2 protein-coding genes are annotated in these 5,005 nt (G+C 71.6%); both read left to right on the forward strand.

Going from position 1 to position 5,005, the window contains the following annotated elements; translation table 11 throughout:
- The first annotated feature begins 245 nt into the window (after window positions 1-245).
- Window positions 246-2,045 carry an autotransporter assembly complex protein TamA gene (locus tag ACH107_RS29795; protein WP_412509330.1) on the forward strand — a complete coding sequence of 600 codons (1,800 nt, stop codon included), beginning with the start codon at window positions 246-248 and terminating at the stop codon, window positions 2,043-2,045.
- Window positions 2,045-5,005: DUF490 domain-containing protein (locus ACH107_RS29800; RefSeq protein WP_412509331.1), on the forward strand; the 2,961-nt coding region annotated here is incomplete at its 3' end. The genes ACH107_RS29795 and ACH107_RS29800, both read left to right, overlap by 1 nt.

Consider the following 5,005-nt stretch of genomic DNA (forward strand, 5'->3'; position numbering starts at 1 on the left):
ACGCTACGGTGTGCTGATTGACAGCCTTCCGGGCTTGCGCTACGCCGCCGGCTTCACCGTGACATGAGGCGACGAGATGGCACGCAAACGCAAGGGCCGAGCGCCGCCTACCGCCCCGCCACCTGAGACACCGGCATGGCGCCACGCAGCTTTCACGGATGGGCGTTTCAAGGCCGATCCGCCCGTTTCCGCGTGGTTCTCGGACCAGCGCCATGCGATAAACTGTCCGATATCCGGAGGGTCGAGTGATCGAATCACGTGTTCTGAAATTACTGGTGCCCAGCCTCGTCTGGCTGGCCGTCGCCGTTGCGGCCGCCGGCGCCACGGAAACGCGGTTCACGGCGCCCGGCGCGTCCGACGATTTCTCGGACAAGCTGCGCGGCACGTCCCTCTCGCTCGAGGTGGCCGGGCGGGCCGATGCCTCCCCGCAGGATCTTGTCGCCGCCGCACAGGCCGATTACGCGCGGCTGACAGGCGTGCTCTACGCGGCGGGCTATTACGGCGGCGTCATCTCGATCACGATCGACGGGCGCGAGGCGGCCGACATCCCGCCGCTGACGCGGCTTTCCGCGGTCAATCGGCTGGAGATCACCGTGGATCACGGCGCCGCCTTCACCTTTTCCCGCGCCAGCCTCGCCCCGCGCGCCCCGGGCACCGATCTGCCCGAGAATTTCGCCGTCGGCCAGCAGGCCCGCGGCGACCTTGTCCGTCAGGCGGCCCGCGCGGGCATCGACGCATGGCGCCGGGCTGGTCATGCCAAGGCCCGCGTCGCGCAACAGGATCTGGTCGCCGATCACCGCGGCCGAACGCTCGAGGCGCGGCTGGCAGTGGCGCCGGGGCCGCGCCTTTCCTTCGGCACCCTGCGCGTGAAAGGCGACAGCCGCGTACGGGCCAAGCGCATACGCGCCATCGCCGGCCTGCCCACGGGCGAGGTCTACGCGCCCGACGCGGTCAAGGATGCCTCGAAGCGCCTGCGCCGCACGGGGGTCTTCCGGTCCGTCGCCCTGCAGGAGGCCGAACAGGTCAGCCCCGGTGACCGCCTGGATATCGAGGCCAAGGTCGCCGATGCCAAGCCGCGGCGTGCCGGCGCCGGGATCGAGCTTTCCTCGCAGGAGGGCCTCACGCTGTCCAGCTTCTGGTTGCATCGCAACCTGCTCGGCGGGGCCGAGCGGTTCAGGGTCGATGGCGAGGTCGGCGGGATCGGCGGCGATTCCGGCGGCATCGACTACCGCCTGTCCACCCGCTTCGACCGGCCGGCGACCTTTTCGGCCGATACCGGCCTCTTCCTTGTGGCCAGCATCGAGGAACTGGACGACCGCGACTTCCGCGAGCGCAACATCGAACTTGGCGGCGGCCTGACGCATGTCTTTTCCGACAGGCTCACCGGCGAGGCCGGCGTGACCCTGCGCTACGCCGAGATCGACGACGACCTCGGATCGCGCACCCTGAGCCATCTTCTGTTTCCCGCGCGCCTGACATGGGACAGGCGCGACGACACCCTCGACCCGACGACGGGCACCTTTCTCGACCTCGAAGCCGCGCCTTTCATCGGTCTCGACGAAAGCTCGACCGGCGCCCGCCTGTTCGCCGACGCCCGCGCCTACAGGGCCTTCGGCGCGAATGACGGCGTGACCCTCGCCGCGCGCGCGCAGGCCGGCTCGGTCGCCGGGGCGGCGATTTCCGACATCCCGCCGGGGATGTTGTTCTTTTCCGGCGGCGCCGGAACGGTGCGCGGGCAGTCCTACCAGTCGCTGGCGGTTGATCTCGGCGGCGGGCAGCGCGTCGGCGGCCGCTCGTTCCTGGGCTTCAGCGGCGAAGTCCGCGCGGACGTGGGCGCCAAGTTCCAGGCCGTCGCCTTCGCCGATACAGGGTTCATCGGCGAGGGGTCCTGGGGCACCGAAAACGGCGATTGGCACAGCGGCGCCGGGCTCGGCGCGCGCTATGCCACCGGCGTCGGCCCCATCCGCGTGGACGTCGCCACCCCGCTCGGCAGCGACGCCGGGCAGGATTTCGAAATCTACATCGGTATCGGACAGGCATTCTGATGCGCCTTCTCGTTCTCGTCTCCCTGATGCTCGCCTTGTGGACGGCCCCCGCCCCCGCGCAGGAGACCGCGCAGGACGATCGCGGCTATGTTCAGGCGTTTCTCGAGGACAACCTGTCGGCTGCCGGGCGCGAGGTCCGGATCGAGGGGTTCGAGGGCGCGCTGTCCTCGCGGCTGAGTATCGACCAGCTCAGCATCGCGGATGACTCGGGCCAGTGGATCGTGCTGCGCGATGTCACGCTCGACTGGACGCGCAGCGCGCTCCTGTCGGGGCGGGTGCAGGTCGATACGCTCCGCGCCGGCGAGATCCGGCTGGAACGCCTGCCGGGCACGTCCGAGGATATCTCGGTCGAGGACAGCGCCGCGCAGCCATTCGCCCTGCCCGAGCTGCCCGTGTCAATCGAGATCGGCACGCTCGACGCGCCGCGCGTCACGCTCGGCCCGGCGGTTCTGGGCCAGCGGGCCGACCTTGCCGTTGCGGGCGGCCTGTCGCTCGTCGGCGGCCAGGGCAAGGCCCGGCTCGATATAAAGCGCACCGACCGCGACGACGCGTTCAAGCTGCGGGCGGCATATGACAACGAAACACGCGTCCTGTCCCTCGACGCCGACCTGCGCGAGGCCGAGGACGGGCTGATCGGCACCCTTCTCAACCTGCCCGACCGCCCCTCGCTGGCGCTGCGCGCCGCCGGCGAGGGCCCGCTGAGCGATTTCACCGCCAGCATCTCGCTGGCCACCGGCGGACAGGACAGGCTGGCCGGCGACGTGACGCTGCGCGACACCGGCGAGGCGCGCGACACGCCGGGCACCACCTTTGCCGCCGAGTTGTCGGGCGACGTGGCACCGCTCTTCCAGCCCGAATTCCGGCCCTTCTTCGGCAGCCGGGCCAGCCTTGCCATCCGCGGCGTGCGGGGCGCCGACGGCAGCCTGCGCCTGTCTGATGTCACGCTGGACGCCGCGGCGTTGTCGCTTGACGGGCAGCTCGATCTCGATCCGCAGGGCTGGCCCAGCCGGTTCGCGCTGTCCGGCACACTGGGTGGCGACGGGCCCGTGCGTCTGCCGATGGGGGGGCCGGAAACGCTGATCGACAGCGCCCGGATCGATGCGCGGTTCGATGCCGCGCGCGCCGATGGCTGGACCGCCGATATCACCATCGCGCGCCTTGTCCGGGACGGCCTGACCGTCGGCGCGGCCGACCTGACGGCGCGCGGCCGTATCGACCGGGCCGCGCCGCAGGGGGCCAGCGCGCAGCTCGCGCTCACCGCCACCGGGCTTGACCATCACGACACCGCGATCGCCACCGCCCTCGGCCCCCGGCTTGACGCCCGGATGCAGCTGGACTGGCAAGAGGGCAGCCCGCTCTGGATCAACGATCTGCGGCTCACCTCCGGCGGAACCGAGCTGCACGCCGATGCACGGCTGCAAGCCTTGGCGGACGGCCTGCCAATGGACGGCCGGGCGCAGCTCGACACGCCCGATCTCGCGCGGTTCGCCCCCCTTGCCGGTCGCGAACTGGCCGGCGCGGCCGACATGACGCTCGAGGGCCGCGCCACCCTGCTCAGCGGGGCCTTCGACGGACAGGTTCGCGCAACCACCACCGACCTCGCAACCGGCACGCCCCGGCTCGATCCGCTGCTGGCCGGCGAAACCCGCCTGGCGCTCAAGGCAGCCCGCGACGAAACCGGCACCGCGATCGAGCGCCTGAACCTCGACAACGACGCGGTGGATGCCGATATCTCGGGCCGCATCTCGCCGCGGGACGGGCAGCTTGACGTGGTCGCCGCGCTGACCGACATCGCGCTGGTCGAGCCGCGGGTGGCCGGCCCCGCGCGGCTCGACACGCGGGTGACATGGCAGGCCGGCGGCGACGTCACGATCAGCCGACTGGCCGCGACGCTGGCCGGCGCGGAGATCGAGGCCGACGGCCGTCTTGACCCCGAGGATCCGGCACTGCCCGTGCAAGGCGGCGTCACGGCACGCATCCCCGATCTTTCGGCCTTTGCCGCGCTCGCAGGGACGCCGCTCAAGGGCAGCTTGAGTTTCAGCGCCGATGGCAGCGGCGCAATCAGGGCGGGCCGGTTCGACCTGCGCGGCGACGCATCCGGCGACAGCCTCGCCACCGGGATCGCGGATCTCGACAAGCTGATCGCCGGAAAGCTTGACATGCGGTTCGATGCCGGGCGCGACAACGAGACCCTGCGGCTGAGCCTGTTCGAGGCGGAAACCCCCATGGTGCGCCTCAGCGCCCGGTCAACAGCGGCCGACAGCCCTGTCGCCCTGTCGATGCGGCTGGCCGATCTCGGGGCGTTCGCCCCCGGTCTCGACGGCCCCCTCACCGCCGAGGGCACGCTGCAGCCCATCACGCCCGATGCGCGGGAGCTGGATGTCGACCTCGCCGCGGATGGCCCCGGTGGAATGCGGATACGCGCGGCGGGCACGATACGCGACCTCGGCCGGCAGCTCGACCTGTCGCTTTCCGGCGCGCTTCCGCTCGCGCTCGTCAACCGGCAACTGGCGCCGAACTCGCTTCGGGGAACGGCCACCTACGACCTGCGGCTTGACGGGACGCCCGGGCTTGCCGCGCTGTCCGGCACCGCGCGGACCGAGGGCGCCCGCGCCGCGCTGCCCGCGCTCGATACCGCGCTCGAAGGGATCGACGCCACGGTCACGCTCGGCGCGCAAACCGCCCGGATCGAGCTGTCCGGCAGCCCGCTGGACGGCGGCAGTTTCACCTTGAACGGGCCGGTGTCGCTCGTGCCGCCGCACGCTGCCGATCTCGCCGTGGCGCTGTCCGGGCTCACGCTCACCGATCGCAAGGTATTCACCACGACGGCCGACGGCACGCTGTCCGTCATCGGACCGCTGACGGGCGGGGCGCGCATCGGCGGCCGCGTGACGCTTGGTCGGGCGGATATCCGCGTGCCCTCCGGCACGGCCGCCGAGGCGGTCGCCCTGCCGGGGCTG

It is taken from the genome of Roseovarius halophilus (ex Wu et al. 2025), assembly GCF_047086965.1.